This is a genomic window from Aeromicrobium sp. Leaf291 (genome assembly GCF_001423365.1).
Lineage (GTDB): Bacteria > Actinomycetota > Actinomycetes > Propionibacteriales > Nocardioidaceae > Aeromicrobium.
This window is the reverse complement of record NZ_LMNM01000002.1, coordinates 412825-428623: the sequence shown is the minus strand read 5'-3', so window position 1 is coordinate 428623 and position 15799 is coordinate 412825. Positions and strand designations below refer to the sequence as shown.

At 72.0% G+C, this 15799-nt stretch carries 14 protein-coding genes; 5 read left to right on the top strand and 9 right to left on the bottom strand.

Features of this window, described 5'->3' with window-relative positions; genetic code table 11:
* Window positions 1-14: 14 nt before the first annotated feature.
* From ASF35_RS11840 to miaA, 4 genes are all read right to left on the bottom strand, one after another.
* Window positions 15-1958, bottom strand: a complete 1944-nt coding sequence (locus ASF35_RS11840) for an ATP-dependent DNA helicase (protein WP_055967588.1) — start codon at window positions 1956-1958, stop codon at window positions 15-17.
* 81 nt (window positions 1959-2039) lie between these two features.
* The gene (gene hflX, locus ASF35_RS11835; protein ID WP_055967586.1) at window positions 2040-3461 is read right to left on the bottom strand and encodes a GTPase HflX; all 1422 of its coding nucleotides are present in this window, start codon (window positions 3459-3461) and stop codon (window positions 2040-2042) included.
* Window positions 3458-4288: a diaminopimelate epimerase gene (gene dapF / locus ASF35_RS11830; protein ID WP_055967583.1), complete on the bottom strand. Its 831-nt coding sequence runs from the start codon at window positions 4286-4288 to the stop codon at window positions 3458-3460. The genes hflX and dapF overlap by 4 nt, the downstream gene beginning before the upstream one ends.
* 9 nt (window positions 4289-4297) lie before the next feature.
* Entirely contained in the window at window positions 4298-5254 is a 957-nt protein-coding gene (gene miaA / locus ASF35_RS11825) for a tRNA (adenosine(37)-N6)-dimethylallyltransferase MiaA (RefSeq protein ID WP_055967580.1), read from the bottom strand.
* A gap of 66 nt (window positions 5255-5320) precedes the next feature.
* Here miaA and ASF35_RS11820 point away from each other — a divergent pair, with 66 nt between their 5' ends.
* Window positions 5321-5569 carry an antitoxin gene (locus tag ASF35_RS11820; protein WP_055967578.1) on the top strand — a complete coding sequence of 83 codons (249 nt, stop codon included), beginning with the start codon at window positions 5321-5323 and terminating at the stop codon, window positions 5567-5569.
* A gap of 7 nt (window positions 5570-5576) precedes the next feature.
* Here ASF35_RS11820 and ASF35_RS11815 read toward each other — a convergent pair whose 3' ends face one another.
* A complete protein-coding gene (locus ASF35_RS11815; protein WP_055967575.1) occupies window positions 5577-6257 on the bottom strand; it encodes a hypothetical protein in 681 nt (226 codons plus the stop codon).
* Between the two features lie 64 nt (window positions 6258-6321).
* Between ASF35_RS11815 and ASF35_RS11810 the strand changes: the two genes are divergently transcribed.
* Entirely contained in the window at window positions 6322-6891 is a 570-nt protein-coding gene (locus tag ASF35_RS11810; RefSeq protein ID WP_055967572.1) for a hypothetical protein, read from the top strand.
* A 27-nt stretch (window positions 6892-6918) separates the two neighbouring features.
* Here ASF35_RS11810 and ASF35_RS11805 read toward each other — a convergent pair whose 3' ends face one another.
* A complete protein-coding gene (locus tag ASF35_RS11805) occupies window positions 6919-7485 on the bottom strand; it encodes an HhH-GPD-type base excision DNA repair protein (protein ID WP_055967569.1) in 567 nt (188 codons plus the stop codon).
* Window positions 7486-7531: 46 nt separating this feature from the next.
* Complete coding sequence (locus ASF35_RS11800; protein WP_162239308.1) at window positions 7532-8170, bottom strand: TetR/AcrR family transcriptional regulator; 639 nt, start codon at window positions 8168-8170, stop codon at window positions 7532-7534.
* A 51-nt stretch (window positions 8171-8221) separates the two neighbouring features.
* Here ASF35_RS11800 and ASF35_RS11795 point away from each other — a divergent pair, with 51 nt between their 5' ends.
* Together ASF35_RS11795 and ASF35_RS11790 are read left to right on the top strand one after the other, a co-directional pair.
* Window positions 8222-11122, top strand: coding sequence for an MMPL family transporter (locus tag ASF35_RS11795; RefSeq protein ID WP_055967564.1), 2901 nt, complete (start codon window positions 8222-8224; stop codon window positions 11120-11122).
* The gene (locus ASF35_RS11790; protein WP_055967561.1) at window positions 11122-13200 is read left to right on the top strand and encodes a YhgE/Pip domain-containing protein; all 2079 of its coding nucleotides are present in this window, start codon (window positions 11122-11124) and stop codon (window positions 13198-13200) included. Before ASF35_RS11795 ends, ASF35_RS11790 begins: the two co-directional genes overlap by 1 nt.
* A 127-nt stretch (window positions 13201-13327) precedes the next feature.
* On the opposite strand, the gene miaB is transcribed toward ASF35_RS11790, so the two are convergent.
* Window positions 13328-14836 carry a tRNA (N6-isopentenyl adenosine(37)-C2)-methylthiotransferase MiaB gene (gene miaB, locus ASF35_RS11785; protein WP_055967550.1) on the bottom strand — a complete coding sequence of 503 codons (1509 nt, stop codon included), beginning with the start codon at window positions 14834-14836 and terminating at the stop codon, window positions 13328-13330.
* 100 nt (window positions 14837-14936) lie between these two features.
* Here miaB and ASF35_RS11780 point away from each other — a divergent pair, with 100 nt between their 5' ends.
* Window positions 14937-15248, top strand: a complete 312-nt coding sequence (locus ASF35_RS11780; protein WP_055967547.1) for a hypothetical protein — start codon at window positions 14937-14939, stop codon at window positions 15246-15248.
* 80 nt (window positions 15249-15328) lie between these two features.
* On the opposite strand, the gene ASF35_RS11775 is transcribed toward ASF35_RS11780, so the two are convergent.
* On the bottom strand, window positions 15329-15751 hold the full coding sequence (locus ASF35_RS11775) for a VOC family protein (RefSeq protein WP_055967544.1): 423 nt from the start codon (window positions 15749-15751) through the stop codon (window positions 15329-15331).
* Window positions 15752-15799 lie beyond the last annotated feature (48 nt).

Below are 15799 nucleotides of genomic sequence, written 5' to 3'. Positions count from 1 at the left end.
CGGCCGACGCGTCGTCAGTCGTCGAGCCGACGGAGCGCCCCGAGCACGGCGTCGCGGTCGGTCGTGCGCCACAGCGGAGGCAGCGAGGCGGCGAGGAACGACCCGTAGCGTGCCGTGACGAGTCGAGGGTCGAGCACGGCCACGACGCCCCGGTCGGTGGTGCGTCGGATCAGCCGCCCGGACCCCTGCGCCAGGAGCAGTGCGGCATGGCTGGCCGCCACGGTCATGAACCCGTTGCCGCCGCGCTTCTCGACCAGACGCTGCCGTGCGCTCATGAGTGGGTCGTCGGGCCGCGGGAACGGGACCCGGTCGATGATCACGAGCCGGCAGGTGTCGCCCGGCAGGTCGATGCCCTGCCACAGGCTGAGCGTGCCGAACAGGCTGGTGCGCTCCTCCTCGGCGAAGCGTCGCGTCAGCTCGGACAGCTGCGCGTCGCCCTGGCAGAGGATCTCGTGGTCGGGAAGGCGCGTGCGCACCCCCTCGGCTGCAGCCTCCGCCGCACGTCGCGACGAGAACAGCCCCAGCGTCCGGCCACCCGCGGACTCCAGCAGGGCGGCGATCTCGTCGAGCTGGGCGTCGGTGATGCCGTCGCGACCCGGCGGCGGCAGGTGCTTGGCGACGTAGAGGATGCCTTGGCGTCGGTAGTCGAACGGTGAGCCGACGTCGAGGCCGGTCCACACCTCGGTGTCCCCGGGGCGGAGCCCGACGGCCGCGGCGACGGGGTCGAATCCACCGCCGACGGTGAGCGTGGCGCTCGTGAGCACCACCGTCTTCTCCTCGAAGAGCTTGTCGCGCAGGCTGGCCGAGACGTCGACCGGAGCGACGTGAAGCACCGGACCGCGGGTGTCGGAGAGCCACAGCACCTCCGTCTCGCGCAGGCTCGCCATGCGGTCGGCGACGAGACGAACCTCCTCGAGCCCGGCCTTCGCCTGCTGGCGGGAGGCGTCGGCCTCGCCGTCGGACTTCTCTCGCGGGAAGGCGGACAGGCAGGCGCGGGCCATGTCACGGACCCGCGCGAGCGCCTCGGCCAGCTCGTCGTCGAGCACGTCGATGCGTCCGACGTCGACGCGGGCCAGGGCGGCCGCCAGGGCGTCGGCAGCCTCGTTGAGGTCGTCGGTCTCCCCGTCGGTGTGGGGGCGGGCGCGCCGGGCGGCGCGCTCGATGCCCGCCGGGTCGAGGTCGGACGTGGCGGCCTGCGTGACGCGGGCGGCGAGCTCGTGCGCCTCGTCGACCACCACGGCGTCGTACTCGGGGAGCATCGGCACGCCGTCGATCGCGTCGATGGCCAGGAGCGCGTGGTTGGTGACGACGACGTCGGCGTGCTGGGCGGACTCGCGGGCCAGCTCCGCGAAGCACTCCGCGGCGTGCGGGCAGCGCGTGGCACCCACGCACTCGCGGTGGTTGACGCTGACCTGCCGCCAGGCGCGATCGGTGTGCGACGGCGCGGACTCACGGTCGCCGTGCGCACCGTCGCCGCTTCCCGGCTTGCCCGCAAGGTCCTCGGCCCACTCGCGCAGCGCCAGCACCTCTGCGCCGAGGCTTCCCTCGGGCAGGTCGACGAGAGCACCCTGCTCGTCGGGCACGCCCTCGCGCACGCGGTGCAGGCAGGCGTAGTTGGCGCGACCCTTCACGACGGCGTACGACGGCGTGGTGCCCATGGCCTCGCGTGCACCCGCGACCAGGGCCGGGAGGTCACGTTGGACGAGCTGGTGCTGCAGTCCGAGCGTCGCGGTGGAGACCACCACGCGGTCCTGGTGGAGCAGGCTGGGCACGAGGTAGCCGAGCGACTTGCCGGTGCCCGTCCCGGCCTGGACCAGCAGGTGTCGACCCGAGCCGAGGGACTCGGCGACGGCCTCCGCCATGGCCACCTGACCTGGGCGTTCCGTGCCGCCGAGGGCGCCGACCGCGGCGTGCAGGACCTCGCGGACGCTGGGCTCGGCGGAGGGGCTGTCGGGCATGGTGGCGAGCCTAGACGGACGCCCCGCGCCGGTCCGGCCCCCGTCCACAGCCGAGTGCGCCGGCGCCGGCGTCGCCCGGCCTCAGAGCTCGTTGAGCTGGTGCGCGAGCTCGTCGGAGACGCGGGCGACGAGGTGCGTGCCGTCGGACGCGTGGTCGAGGGTCTCGATCTCGCCGGTCTGGTGCACGAGGCTGAGCAGGTCGCCCCGGTCGTAGGGCACCACGACGTCCACCCGGGCCACCGGGCGAGGCAGGTCCGCCTCGACCGCCGCGAGCAGCTCGTCGATGCCCTGGCCCGTGCGGGCACTCACCAGGACCGCGTGCGGCTCGCGGGCGAGCAGCTGCTTGACCATCATCGGGTCGGCGGCGTCGGCCTTGTTGAGCACGATGATCTCCGGGACACCGGTCGCGTCGATCTCGGCGAACACCTCGCGCACCGCAGCGATCTGCCCCTCGGGGTCGGGATGGGACGCGTCGACGACGTGGAGCACCAGGTCGGACTCGGCCACCTCCTCCAGCGTGGAGCGGAACGCCTCGACGAGCTGGTGCGGCAGGTGGCGCACGAAGCCGACGGTGTCGGACATCGTGTACACACGTCCGTCGCTGGCCTGGGTCTTGCGGGTGGTGGGGTCGAGGGTGGCGAACAGGGCGTCCTCGACGAGCACGCCGGCGCCGGTGAGCCGGTTGAGCAGGCTCGACTTGCCCGCGTTGGTGTAGCCGGCGATGACGACGGCGGGCACGGCGTTGCGCCGACGCTGGGCCTTCTTGATGTCGCGCGTGGTGCGCAGCGCCTTGAGCTCACGGCGCAGCTTGGCCATCTTGGCCTGGATGCGGCGGCGGTCGGTCTCGAGCTTGGTCTCACCGGGGCCACGGCCACCGATGCCCTCACCGCCGGCGGCACGGCCACCGGCCTGGCGCGACAGGTTGCCACCCCAGCCGCGCAGACGCTGGGTCTGGTACTGCAGCTGGGCCAGCTCGACCTGCGCCTTGCCCTCCGCCGACTTCGCGTGCTGGGCGAAGATGTCGAGGATCAGGGCGGTGCGGTCGACGACCTTGACCTTGGTGCGGTCCTCGAGGTTGCGCAGCTGGCTGGGGGCGAGCTCGCCGTCGCAGATGATCGTGTCGGCGCCGGTGGCCTGCACCGCCGCCGTGAGCTCCTCGACCTTGCCGCTGCCGATGAAGGTGGCCGCGTCGGGCCGCTGACGACGCTGGAGCAGCGCGTCGAGCACCTCCGAGCCCGCGGTCTCGGCGAGCAGCTTGAGCTCGGCCAGCGAGTTCTCGGCGTCCTCGGCCGACCCGTCCGTCCACACACCCACGAGGACGACGCGCTCGAGCCGCAGCTGGCGGTACTCGACCTCGGTGATGTCCTCGAGCTCGGTGCGCAGACCGGCGACGCGGCGCAGCGACTGGCGCTCCGCCAGCTCGAGCCCCTCGTGTGCGCCCTCGGTGGCCCGCTGCGACTCCGCGTCGACGTCGGGTCCGGGGGTGGGGGTAGATCGACTCATGCCATCCATTCCATGTCGCCACGGGCGACGATCTCGGCGGGACCGGCCAGCAGCACGCGGCCGTCCGCGGTCCAGGTGACGCGGACCGTGCCGCCGGGCACGTCCACGCGATAGGTCGTGGGCAGGGTGTCGGCCTGCACCGAGGCGGTCGCGACGGCTGCAGCACAAGCACCGGTGCCGCAGGACCGCGTCTCGCCGGAGCCGCGCTCGTGCACCCGCATCGCGATGTGGTGGTCACCGCGGACGTCGACGAACTCGATGTTCACGCCGTCGGGGTACACCCGCGAGTCGTACTCGGGCTCGGTGAGCAGGGAGCCCGCGTCGTCGAGCCGGTCGACGAAGGCGACGGCGTGCGGGTTGCCGGTGCGGACGCCGACGGCCTCCCAGGCGCGCCCGTCGACGACGACCTTGCTGCCCTCGACGAACGTCGCGCCGCCCATGTCGACGACGTAGTCGTCGCCGTCGAGCGTGACGATCTTGTCGCCGTCGCGGGTGCCGACCACGACCGGCTCGCCCCCGGGCACGAGTCCTTCGTCGAGCAGGTGCCGGGCGAACACGCGGACGCCGTTGCCGCACATCTCGCTGACGGTGCCGTCGGCGTTGCGGTAGTCCATGAACCACTCCCCTGCGCTGCCGGCGGCCTGGGGCTCGTCGAGCGCGGCCGACCGCACCACGCGAAGCACGCCGTCGGCGCCGATGCCGGTGCGTCGCGCGCACAGCGCCGCCACGAACGCGGGATCGAGGTCGCCGTGCACCGTGCCGTCGTGGTCGGGGAGCAGGACGAAGTCGTTCTCGGTGCCGTGCCCCTTGAGCCAGGGGAAAGTCATGACACCAGTCTACGGCCGCGGGCCCGACGGATCCGCGGCGTCGCCGGGCTCCCCACCCCGTGCCACGTGGTCCAGCGCGCGGGCCAGCAGGTCGGGCTCGTCGTGGGGCAGCCAGTGCACCCGCGGGTCCTGGTGGAACATCCGGTCCTGTCGCCGGGCGAACGCACGGGTGCCCCGCACGGTCTCGGCGCGGGCCTCCTCGTCGCTGGCCTCCCCACGCAGCAGCGCGAGCACCTGCTGGTAGCCGATGGAGCGCGACGCCGTGGGCGAGCCGTCGATCCCGGCATCGAGCAGGCCGCGCACCTCCTCGACGAGTCCTTGCTCCCACATGGCATCGACCCGACGCGCGATGCGCTCGTCGAGCACCGGACGCGGGACGTCGAGGCCGAGCAGGGTCACGTGTCGGTAGATCGAGCGGTGAGCCGGAAGACTCGCGACGAACGGTCGGCCGGTCATCTCGGTGACCTCCAGCGCGCGCACGAGCCGGCGGCCGTTCGAGGGGAGCACCTGGTCGGCAGCCTCGGGAGCCACCCGCCGCAGCTCGGCGTGCAACGCCTCGGCCCCCTCGGTCTCGAGCCGACGCTGGTAGCGCTCGCGCACCTCGGGGTCCGTGCCGGGGAACTCGAAGTCGTCGATCACGGCCCTCACGTACAGCGACGACCCGCCGACGAGCACCGGCGTCACGCCGCGACGCAGACAGTCCTCGATCGTGGCGCGGGCGTCGCGCTGGAAGGTCGCCACCGACGTCGCCTCGTGCACGTCGAGCACGTCGAGCAGGTGGTGCGGGACGCCGCGCCGCTCGGCCTCGGTGACCTTCGCGCTGCCGATGTCCATGCCACGGAACAGCTGCACGGCGTCGGCGTTGACCACCTCGCCACCGAGGGCGAGCGCCAGGTCGACCGCCAGCGCCGACTTGCCCGACGCCGTCGGACCGACGACGACCACGATGCGATCGAGGCTGCTCACCCGTGGAGTCTTTCAGTAGCCTCGGGGCAAGCGGGGCAGTGCGCCCCTGGACCAAGGAGAGATCTGATGGGCTTCCTGGACAAGCTGAAGAAGAACGCCCCCGAGCTCAAGGCGAAGGCCGCCGAGCTGGCGAAGACCCAGAACGACAAGATCGACCAGGGCATCGACAAGGCCGCCGGTCTCGCCGACAAGGCGACCAAGGGCAAGTACACCGGAAAGATCGACGGCGCGGCCGGCAAGGCGAAGGACGCCGCCGACAAGCTCGCCGAGGAGGACCGGGGCGGCGGACCAGCCGGACCCCGCGGCCGCGCCTGAGCCTGCGCTAGGAGACGTTCCACTCGGCGACGAACCAGCCGACGCCGAGCGGCGCGTCGTCGAGGTGCAGGCGAGCCTCGACCCCTGAGCCGTCGACCGGCGCACCCTCGGTGGCGTGCAGTCGAGCGGACACGGCGTCGCCCACCGTTCGCCATGCCTGTGCACCTGCGCACAGCAACGAGTCCGCGAGCTCGAGGTCGATGCCGCCCAGCGCATCGGCGTCACCGTCGGCCAGTGCCGCGGCGATCGTGGCGTCGAACGGCTCGGCCCGGTCGTCGAGGTGTCCGGGCGCGCGCTCGGAGCGCCGGGCCGAGCCGTCGGCCATGACCAGCACGGCGGCGTCGTCGAGGTCGGACGCGTGAACCTCGTGCACGTACGAGCGCGAGCCCGTCCAGCCTGCTTCGTCGAGCAGCCACGCACCGATGGTGTGGGTCAGCCCGAGCCCGCCGTCGGGGCCGCCTGCGGTCACGTCGATCCCGTGCGGCGACAGCGAGCCACCGGCTCGCTCGTCCGCCGGAGCCGGCGGTGCGTCGGACCCGACCACGAGCACGCGGGCCGGGGCGTCGTCGACGAGCCTACGGACGGCCGCGAGCGCCTCGACCCGCACCGCGTCCATCTCGCTGACGTCACCGACCAGAGCACCTGCGGCGACCAGGGGTGAGCAGGGGCAGAACACGACGCTGGGCACGGGGCGAGCGTAGGCGGTGCGCGCTCGACCCGCCGGACGAGCGCCCCCGTGGCACCATGACCTGGTGCCCGCCTACCTGCCCGACGAGGACGCGTGGCGGTACGACCTGCCGCCGGTGTCTCCCGGGTGGCGGTGGATGGCTCTCCTGGCACCACTGGTGGCGCTCGCCGTGGCTGCGGCCGCCACGTTCTCCCTGCTGCACTCCCTCGAGGAGGACGAGCGCGGCTACCTCGACGACCCCGAGGTGACCGGCGTCGTCACCATCGCCTGCGCGATCATGACGTCGACCGTGGACGGACTCCGGGTCGGTGGGCCGCCGCGACGACAGGCCGCCGTGCTGGCCGACCAGAACCTCGCGGTCGAGCGGATGATCGACACGGTGCGCCGGATCGACGCCGCAGACCGTCGGTCCGACCGCCCACTGGACGCGTGGCTCGAGGACTGGGACAGCCTCCTGCGTGCACGTGACCGCTACGCCCGTCAGGTGAGCACCGGCTTCGACGCGACCTTCCGCGTGCCCACCGGACCCGACGACCGTCCGGTCGTCGAGCGGATGGACCGCGCCGCCGAGGGCACCTGCCGCGTGCCCGACGTGCTGGTCGACCCGTTCTCCGCCGGAGACCAGGACGTCTGATGCCGCAGCGCTCGAGCGTGCCCGCGCCTAGGCCTGAGCGGCCTTGGCCTCGGCCTTCTTGGCCTTCTTGAACTGCCGGACCTTCTGCAGCGAGTCGGCGTCCACGACGTCGGCGACCGAGCGGTAGCCCTTCTTGGCGTAGTCGCCCGAGGCCTTCGTCCAGCCCCGCGGCTTCACGTCGAGCTGCTTGGCCAGCAGGGCGGTGAAGATCTTCGCCTTCTGCTCGCCGTAGCCCGGGAGCGCGGTGAGCCGCTTCATGAGCACCGGCGCGCTGCCGACGTCGGACCAGATGCGCGAGGCGTCGCCGTCGTACTCGTCGACCACGACCTTGGCGAGCGCCTGCACGCGCCCGGCCATGGACCGGCCGTAGCGGTGGATCGCCGGCGGGGTGGCGCAAAGGTCGGCGAAGGCGTCGGGCTCGGCGTCGGCGATGGCGGCGGGGTCGAGCGTGCCGAAGCGCTCGAGGATCTTGGCCGGCCCGCGGAACGCGTGCTCCATCGGGTACTGCTGGTCGAGCAGCATCCCTACGAGCAGCGCGAACGGGTCGTCGCTGAGCACGCGGTCGGCTGCGGGGTCCTGCGCGATCGTCACCATGCACCCATCATCCCAGGTCGAGCGGACCGCGACGGGGCGTGGCGGGTCAGACCGGCTCGGTGAGGGCGAGGAGCATCCGGGGCAGGGTCGTGCGCAGCGTGTCGATGTCGACCGGACGGTCGTCGACGAGCGAGCTCAGCACCATGGCGTCCCACATGCCCATGAGGATCACGCTGACGTCCTTGACGTCGAGGGTGAGGCGCAGTCCCACCGCGTCGAGCGCGACGGTGAGGACGTCGGAGATGCCGTCGATGACCTCGTGCCACCAGCCGACGAACACGTCGCCGCCGACGTCGCCGCGCAGTCCGCGCGTCTGCAGCTCGAGATGGAGCAGGAACATGTCGAGGTCCGGCGGCTGCAGCAGCACGAAGCGCTCGAGGATCGCGCCGGCGGCTTCCTCCGGCTGCAGTCCCGCGAGCGTGGAAGGGTCGGCCGCCTCCTTCAGGGTCCGGAGGATGGCCTCCTTCTCGCGCATGACCAGGGCGACGACGAGATCGTCCTTCGAGTCGAAGTTGGAGTAGAACGCGCCGCGGGTGTAGCCGGCCTCCTCGCACAGCCGCTCCACCGAGACGCCCTGCAGACCCTCGCGGACCAGGAGCGTGCGCGCGGCGTCGAGCAGACGCTCACGCGTGGCGGCGCGGCGGCGCGACACGGGATCCGGGCTCGAGGCAGACGTGGTGGACACGACACTCAGGATACATTGCTGTATCGGATACAGAAACGTATCGTTGCTCTCATGTCCACGTACCTCTACGAGCTGGGGCGCCGCTCGTTCGTCCACCACACGCGCGTCCTGCTCGCGTGGATCCTCGTGGTGATGATCGGCGCCGGCGCCGCCCTCACCCTCGGCGACGGCACGCGCGACGAGTTCGACATCCCCGGCTCGGAGGCCAACGACGCCTTCGCCGACCTCGGCCGCACCTTCCCCGAGCTGGCCGGCCTGTCCGCCTACGTCGTGGTCGTGGCGCCCGACGGCACCTCCATCGACTCCGAGCGGTCACGTGCCCTCGTGGAGCGGACCGTCTCCGACCTCGAGCGCGTGGACGGCGTCACCGACGTGACCTCGCCGTACGACGAGATGGCCCGCGACGCCTCGATCTCCAAGGACGACCGCGCGGCCCAGGTGCAGGTCCAGCTCTCCGGCGGCTTCGAGAACGTGACCGAGAAGCTGAAGACCGACCTGCAGGACACCGGCTCGAGCCTGGAGGACTCCGGCTACACGGTGGCCTTCGGCGGTGACGCCTTCTCCAACACCGGGCCCAAGCTCTCGATCATCGAGATCATCGGCGTCGTCGTCGCGCTCTTCGTGCTCTACCGGATGTTCCGGTCGTGGCGTGCGGCGTTCCTGCCGATCATCACCGCCCTCGTGGGCGTGATCGTGTCGATGGAGCTCATCTGGACGGCCACGGGCTTCCTGTCGGTCTCGTCGACCGCTCCCCTCCTGGCGCTCATGATCGGGCTCGCCGTCGGCATCGACTACGCCCTGTTCATCCTGTCGCGGCACCGCGAGCTGATGAGCGAGGGCGTGCCCGCGGAGGAGGCGGCCGCCCGGTCCGTCGCCACCGCCGGCTCCGCCGTGGTCTTCGCCGGCGTGACCGTCATGATCGCGCTCGTGGGCCTCGCCGTGGCACGCATCCCCTTCCTCACCGTCATGGGCATCGGCGGGGCGCTGGCCGTGGCCGTCGCGGTCGCCGTGGCGCTCACCCTGCTCCCCGCGCTGCTCGGCCGCGCCGGCGACCGCCTCAAGGCGAAGGAGGGCGAGCGTCCCCCGGGCGGGTTCTCCCGACGCTGGGTCCTGCTGACCACCAAGTTCCCGGCCGTGGCCATGGTGCTCGTGGTCGGCATCCTCGCCATCGCCACCCTGCCCGTGAAGGACCTGCAGCTGGCCCTGCCCGACAACGGCACCGAGCCGGTCGGCACGCCGCAGCGCGACTCCTACGACCTGGTCGACGAGTACTTCGGGCCGGGGTACAACGGGCCGCTGCTCGTGACCCTCGACGTCATCACCTCGCGCGACCCGCTCGGCGTCGTGGCCGACGTCGAGAAGGACCTGCGCGCCACGCCGGGCGTCGAGCAGATCGGCCTGGCCACGCCCAACCGGACCGCCGACACCGCCGTGGTGCAGGTGATCCCGTCGACCGGACCGGCCGACGCCGCCACGGCGGACCTCGTGGACCGCATCCGTGCGGAGGCGCCGCGCTGGGAGAAGGAGCACGGCGTCGACGTCGCCGTCACCGGTCTGACCGCCGTCGGCATCGACGTCTCCGAGCGCCTGCAGGGTGCGCTGCTGCCCTTCGGCGTCCTCGTGGTGGGTCTGTCGGTGCTGCTCCTCATGGTGGTGTTCCGCTCGGTCCTCGTGCCGGTCAAGGCGACCTTGGGCTTCATCCTGTCCACCGGTGCAGCGTTCGGGGCCGTGGTCGCGGTGTTCCAGTGGGGCTGGTTCGCCGACCTGGTGCACCTCGACCAGACCGGTCCGCTCATCTCCTTCCTGCCGATCCTGCTGATGGCGGTGCTGTTCGGCCTGTCCATGGACTACGAGGTCTTCCTCATGTCGCGCATGAAGGAGGAGTACGTGCGCACCGGCGACGCCGACCGCGCGATCATCGACGGCTTCGTGGGCAGCTCACGTGTGGTCACGGCCGCGGCGGTGATCATGCTGGCCGTGTTCGCCGCCTTCGTGCCCGAGGGCGACGTGAACATCAAGCCGATCGCTTTCGCGCTGGCCATCGGTGTGTTCGCCGACGCCTTCCTCGTGCGCATGCTCTTCGCCCCGGCGGTCATGCGCTACGCCGGCGACCGGGCGTGGTGGATGCCTGCGCGGCTCGCGAAGGTCCTCCCCCACGTCGACGTCGAGGGCGAGGCCCTGCACCGCAGGGTCGAGCTGGAGTCGTGGCCGCGCCGCGACTCCACCGCGGCCGTCTCCGCTGCCGGACTGACGCTGCAGACGCCGGAGGGCTTCGTCTACAACGACGTCACCCTCGAGGTGCCGGCCGGCGACTGGCTGGTCGTGCACGGCCCCAGCGGCAGCGGCAAGACCGCCCTCCTGCTCACGATCGCGGGCCGCATGGCCTTCGACGAGGGCCGGCTGCGCGTCGCCGGGCACCTGCTCCCGCAGGAGTCGCCGGCCGTCCGCGAGGCCGTGGCCCTCGCCGAGTTCCGCGACGTGAACGACCTCGACCCCAACCTGACCGTGGACCAGCACATCGCCGAGCGGCTCTCCATCCGCACGTTCGGGCTGTGGGTCTCGCGGTCGAAGGTGACACCCGTGCGGAACTCGATGAACCGCGCGCTGGAGGCGGCCCACGACGAGGCGGGCCTGCCCTTCCAGGAGGTGGCCGGCACGAGGCTGGTGTCCGAGCTGACCCGCCTGGAGCGCAAGACGCTCGGGGTCGTGCTGGCGCTGCTGGCCGACCCGCAGGTCGTGGTCGTCGACGACGCCGACGACCTGCGCGCCACCGAGCACATCGACCTGCTGTGGTCGACGCTCGCCCATCTTCTGGAGCACCGGTCGACGGCGCTCGTCGCGGGCGTCCAGGCCGCATCGTCCGCCCCGGCCCAGAACACCTCGACACCCTCCCCCCGGCTCCACCTGCTGGAGCTCGACACCCGTCGCACCCTCGATGAGCTGATGATCTGATGTTCCCCTCCCCGTCCCTGCCCTGGTTCGAGCTTGCGCGGTTCCGCCGCAGCCGGATCACCCGTGCCGCCGTGCTCGCGGTGGCGATCGTGCCGCTCTTCTACGGCGCCCTCTACATCTGGGCGAACCTGGACCCCACCGGGCGGCTCGACAACGTCCAGGCCGCCGTCGTCAACGAGGACGAGATGATCGAGGTGGCCGGTCAGGACGGTGAGAAGCAGCCCGTCGCCGTCGGCCGCGAGCTGGCCGCGAACCTCATCGGTGACGACTCGAGGAACAACTACGACTGGCTGCTCACCGACGCGGCCGACGCCCGGGCCGGGCTGGCGGACGGCACGTACAAGGCCGTGCTGACCATCCCGAAGGACCTGTCGAAGGCGGCCACCTCCACGAGCGGGGACCCGTCCGCGGCGGTGCAGGGTCGGCTCGACCTCAAGACCAACGACGCCGTGAACTTCGTCAACGGCCAGATCGCCGACCGCATCCTCGACGCCGCCAAGTCGTCGCTCAACGCCCAGGTGACCGAGACGTACCTCGGCAACCTCTACCTCGGGTTCACCGACATCAAGGCGTCCCTGGAGGAGGCCGCCGACGGCGCCGGGCAGCTGGCCGACGGCGCCGGAGAGCTGACCGACGGCGCGAACCAGCTGAGCGACGGCACGGCACAGCTGGCCGACGGGGCCACGACGCTGGCGGACGGCACGCGTCGGCTCGCCACCGGGGCGAACCAGCTGGACGACGGCGTCGGACAGCTGGCGGGCGGTCTCGGAGAGCTCGAGGACCGCACGGCTCCCCTGCCCGGCCAGACCGAACGGCTCGCCGACGGTGCCGAGCAGGTGGCCACCGGCGTCGCCGGGTTCGACCGGATCGTGCAGCAGGTGGCGGGTGCCATCTCCGGCAGCACCGACGAGATCGACCAGCGCCTCGGGACGCTGGAGCAGAGCCTGCGCGACGCGGCCACCACGTGCCGCGAGAGCGGTGCACCCGCCGCGCAGTGCTCGGACCTCGACGCCGCGGCCGACTCCGCCGCCACGGCGCGCACCCAGCTCGACGGACTCGTCGGGCAGGCAGGGACGATCGGGGAGCAGTCGGCGGCACTGAGCCGGGGCGCTCGCCAGGTGGCCGACGGCAACCGCGAGCTCGCCGACAACGTTCCTGCCCTCGTCGGGGCGATCGGTGACGCCGCCGACGGCGCCGACCGACTTCGCTCCGGCACCTCCCAGCTGGCCGACGGCGCCGACGATGCCGCCACCGGTGCCGATCGCCTGGCCGACGGAGCCGGCCAGCTCACCGACGGGGCCAACCAGCTGGCCGACGGCGCGGGCGCGCTGCGCGACGGTGCACTGGAGCTGCAGTCGGGGCTCAGCGACGGCAGCGAGCAGGTCCCGGACTACACCGAGGACGAGCGCGACCAGCTGGCCAAGACCGCGGCCACGCCGGTGACCGACGCCGCCGACCGTCTGAACAAGGTCTCGTCCTACGGCGAGGGACTCGCGCCCTACTTCATGGCCCTGGCGCTGTGGGTCGGTGCGATGTCGATCTACCTGCTCCTGCGGCCGCTCTCGGCGCGTGCCGTCGCCTCGGCCGCCGGCAGCGTGCGCACGGCCCTGGCCGGGTTCGTCCCCGGTGCCGCGCTGTCGCTCGTGCAGGCCGTGCTGCTGGTGGGCGTGCTGCTCGGGGTCGTCGGCGTCGGGGCCTCGCAGCCGTGGCTCCTGCTCGGTCTCGCCGTGCTCACCGGTCTGGTCTTCACGGCCATCAACCAGACGTTCATCGCCTGGTTCGGCGGGGCTGGACGATTCCTCGCGATCGTCTTCGTCTGCCTGCAGCTCACGGCCGCGGGCGGCACGTACCCGATCGAGACCTCACCGTCGTTCTTCGGGTTCCTGCACTCCTTGCTCCCGATGACCTATGCGGTCCACGGGTTCCGGGCGGCCACCGCCGGTGGGACGCAGGGCGTCGCCTTCGACGCGTTCGTCCTCGTGGTCTTCGCACTGCTGGCCCTGGGTGCCACGGCGCTGGCCGCGAGGCGGCGGCAGCGGGTCTCGATCACCAGGCTGCACCCGACGCTCCAGGTCTGATCGGTCCGCGAGGCACGGTCTTCTCAGCCGCGCACGGGTTGCTACCCGTGCGCGGCTGAGGTCTTCGTGCGCCGTGGGAGATTCCCAGGTCGACCTGGGAATCTCGGTGCGGGAGCGCCGGGAGGGTTCAGCGGGCGCAGGCGGGCGCGTCGACGACCGGAAGCGGGGCGGGGACGCCCACCGCGGGCATGCCGAGGGAGACGGCGGGGCGCACCTCGGTGCGACCCTGACGGGCCTCCCAGGCGTCACCCGCACGCGTGCGCCGGTACGACACCGGCTCGGCGTCGCTGACGAGGTGGTGCGGGGCGGCGTGCGTGACCGTGACCTCCACCAGGTCGCCCGGGCGCACGGCGTGGTCGCCCGGCACGAAGTGCACGAGGCGGTTGTCGCGCGCGCGGCCGGTGAGGCGCTTGGTCTCGTGGTCCTTGCGGCCGCCGGCGGCGCTGTGGTCGGAGACGAGCAGCTCGACGGTCCGACCCTCGAGCCGCTGGTTCTCCGCCCACGACGTCTCCTCGACGAGGGCCGCCAGGCGCATGTACCGCTCCTGCACGACCTCCTTCGGCAGCTGGTCGGGCAGCATCGCCGCGGGCGTGCCGGGGCGCTGGGAGTACTGGAACGTGAAGGCGCTGGAGAACCGAGCCTGACGGACGACGTCGAGCGTGTGCTGGAAGTCGTCCTCCGTCTCGCCGGGGAAGCCGACGATGATGTCGGTCGTGATCGCGGCCTCGGGCATCGCCTCACGGACCCGGTCGAGGATGCCGAGGTACTTCTCCTGGCGGTAGGAGCGACGCATCGCCTTGAGGACGCGGTCCGAGCCGGACTGCAGCGGCATGTGCAGCTGCGGCATCACGTTGGGCGTCTCGGCCATGGCGGCGATGACGTCGTCGGTGAAGTCCTTCGGGTGCGGGCTGGTGAAGCGCACGCGCTCGAGGCCCTCGATCTCGCCGCACGCGCGCAGCAGCTTGGCGAAGGCCTGGCGGTCGCCGAACTCGACGCCGTAGGCGTTCACGTTCTGGCCCAGCAGCGTCACCTCGACGACACCGTCGTCGACCAGCGCCTGCACCTCGGCGAGGATGTCGCCGGGCCGACGGTCCTTCTCCTTGCCGCGCAGGGCGGGGACGATGCAGAACGTGCACGTGTTGTTGCACCCGACGCTGATCGAGACCCAGGCGGCGAACACGGAGTCCCGCTTGGTCGGCAGCGTGGACGGGAAGACCTCGAGCGACTCGAGGATCTCGACCTGGGACTCCTCCTGCACGCGTGCGCGCTCGAGCAGCACCGGGAGCGACCCGATGTTGTGGGTGCCGAACACGACGTCGACCCACGGCGCCTTGTCGGTGATGGTGGTGCGGTCCTTCTGCGCCAGGCAGCCTCCGACCGCCACCTGCATGCCGGGGTTCTTGGCCTTGAGGCTCGCGGCGTGCCCGAGGTTGCCGTAGAGCTTGTTGTCGGCGTTCTCGCGCACGGCGCAGGTGTTGAAGACCAGGAGGTCCGGGATGCCCGCTCCGTCACCGGCCTTCTCGTAGCCCGCCGTCTCCAGCAGGCCCGACAGCCGCTCGCTGTCGTGCACGTTCATCTGGCACCCGTAGGTGCGCACCTCGTAGGTCTTCGCCCCTGGCGACGTCGCTGCAGTCATGACCGCACGAGTCTACGCGGCGGGCACCGCGCCTCGTCCCGCACCGAGCCGTCCCGTGCGTTCGGCGGAACGACCGGCGCATCTGCGGCACCATGGCGCCATGGGTCGTCTCAAGCGTCTGCTGCTCGTCGCTGCAGCACTGGCCGTCGCCGGATTCGTCGTGGTGGCGGTCGGGCAGAGCTCGTCCGACGCCGACGAGGCCGAGCCGTTCGGCTGGTACGCCTACCCGCCCTCCGGCACCGAGACGACGAACGACGAGGCGTCGGCCGCCTACTCCTCGAGACTGCAGACCACCGTCGACGACGAGCCACGCCTCGGTGCCGTCACCCTGGTCGGGTTCGGCCTCGTCGGCCTCTCGTTCCTCATGACCGCCGGCATCGTCGGCACGTGGGCCGCCCGGAAGCCTGAGTAGTCGTCCGCGGTTTCAAACCCGCGGCCTGGTCGATGCCGTGAGAGCACCCCACCGAACCAGCCCATCAGCCGGGGCCGCCGTCAGGCTGCAGGGGCAGTGATCTCCAGGGCGATGCCGTCGGGGTCGCGGAACTCCAGGATCAGCTGGCCGCCGAGGTCCTTGACGTCCTCGTGATCGATGCCGAGGTCGTCGAGCACCGCGACGGCGTCGTCGAGGGCGGCGCGGTCCGCGACGGCGAAGCTGAGGTGGTCGAGGCCGGTGCGGTCCTCGTCGAAGGAGTCGTGCCCCGGAGCCACGGGACGCAGGCCGAGGAGACCGCCGGGGAACTGGTAGATCACGCCGCCGAAGAGGAACGCCAGCTGCTCGCGGGTCTGCTCGTCCGGGTTCTCCGGGAGCTCGAACGCCACGTCGAAGCCGAAGACGGAGTCGTAGAAGCGGCGCGAGGCGTCGATGTCGCGGACGGTCAGGCGGACGTGGGCGTAGTCGGTGGCGGCGATCGGCACGGGGTCTCCTCGGGTGCGGTGGGGTGTGCCTCCACGCTCACACGTCCC

Coding starts and splice junctions, on each gene's coding strand:
- ASF35_RS11840 (WP_055967588.1), bottom strand. CDS start 1,958: ATGCCCGACAGCCCCTCCGCCGAGCCCAGCGTCCGCGAGGTCCTGCAC.
- hflX (WP_055967586.1), bottom strand. CDS start 3,461: ATGAGTCGATCTACCCCCACCCCCGGACCCGACGTCGACGCGGAGTCG.
- dapF (WP_055967583.1), bottom strand. CDS start 4,288: ATGACTTTCCCCTGGCTCAAGGGGCACGGCACCGAGAACGACTTCGTC.
- ASF35_RS11820 (WP_055967578.1), top strand. CDS start 5,321: ATGGGCTTCCTGGACAAGCTGAAGAAGAACGCCCCCGAGCTCAAGGCG.
- ASF35_RS11805 (WP_055967569.1), bottom strand. CDS start 7,485: ATGGTGACGATCGCGCAGGACCCCGCAGCCGACCGCGTGCTCAGCGAC.
- ASF35_RS11795 (WP_055967564.1), top strand. CDS start 8,222: ATGTCCACGTACCTCTACGAGCTGGGGCGCCGCTCGTTCGTCCACCAC.
- ASF35_RS11790 (WP_055967561.1), top strand. CDS start 11,122: ATGTTCCCCTCCCCGTCCCTGCCCTGGTTCGAGCTTGCGCGGTTCCGC.
- miaB (WP_055967550.1), bottom strand. CDS start 14,836: ATGACTGCAGCGACGTCGCCAGGGGCGAAGACCTACGAGGTGCGCACC.
- ASF35_RS11780 (WP_055967547.1), top strand. CDS start 14,937: ATGGGTCGTCTCAAGCGTCTGCTGCTCGTCGCTGCAGCACTGGCCGTC.